We start from the raw sequence: 1,008 nt of genomic DNA, 5'->3' as shown, positions 1-1,008 counted from the left end.
GCGCTGCTTGCGCTTGTACGTGGTTTTCGGATTGCGGGCGTACAGCGTGCTGACAGACTGGTTGATGTAGCGCGGCAGGATCGGGACAGTATACTTGTTGCTGTCGATCCAGTCTCTGTCCGCGCCGTACATCGCAAAGTCCTGCGACGTACGCATCTGCTTGAAGGTTTCTTCGTAATGCTTTTCGGCAGCGGTGATTTTTTCACACCACTCGTCAACCAGACGGCGGCGCTGTTCGGGAACGTCCGTTTTTGTTTCAGGCGTCGTGGCCGCGATCTCGGGTTCGGTGGTGGAGACCTGTGTTTCTTCGTCCATCGTCAATTACCCGAAAGGGCCCTCTGGCGTTGTTCTTTCATGGCGCGCGCCTTCGCGTTGCGCATGATCCATTCAATGGTTGATCCGGTGGTGTTGGTGTTCGCCGGCGCCATGCGCGGGCCACGCTCTTTCAAGAGGCCCTGGCCGATGTGCGCGAGCCAGTCCACGAAGTCGTCGTTCGATGCGTATGGGAACGCCAGCAACTGGCGGCGCGCAGCTGTCCACCAAGTGGCGTGGCGCGGAAAAAAGACTTTCCCCATCGCCAAACGTCCCTGAATGGCGCGGGCGCGGGTGCCCTTGTCCTTGCTCGGGCGAACGCCGTCGATCGTGGTGTAAACGCGGTCTTCAAGCATACGCTTGTGCAGGAACGGGCCGAACGATTTCGAAATCAGTTCGTCTTCCATCCACCACAGCTGCGGCTTGTGCATCTTGAACTGGATAAGGAGTTCTTCGACGGTGCGGTCTGTCTCCATCTTTTCCCAAACAAGATCGGGCAGCACGTAAATGTTGTCATCCTTGTCAATACCGACGCAGCCGATGACGGTGGGGTCGCGGTCCTGCTTGATCGAGACAGCATGATCGGACGCGCCGTAAATCGTGAGGTCCGCAGGCAGGTCTTCCGGGCCGTACTCCTTAAGCCATTGCGCCTTGAAATACTCGCCGTCCTCACGGCTCGGGCGGCCCATATAGAGC

Annotated in this window: 2 protein-coding genes; both read right to left on the bottom strand. The window is 58.4% G+C overall.

The features are described from left to right. Positions 1-315 (bottom strand): hypothetical protein (locus ACTJKP_RS26900; protein WP_440632836.1); only part of this gene is annotated, 315 nt, incomplete at its 3' end. 2 nt (positions 316-317) lie between these two features. Beyond that, positions 318-1,008 (bottom strand): phage terminase large subunit (terL, locus tag ACTJKP_RS26895; RefSeq protein WP_440632835.1); only part of this gene is annotated, 691 nt, incomplete at its 5' end.

The sequence above is a fragment of the Brucella sp. 22210 genome (genome assembly GCF_052045675.1).
Lineage (GTDB): Bacteria > Pseudomonadota > Alphaproteobacteria > Rhizobiales > Rhizobiaceae > Brucella.
The sequence above is the reverse complement of the archived record's forward strand: the minus strand, read 5'-3'. Positions and strand labels throughout refer to the sequence as shown.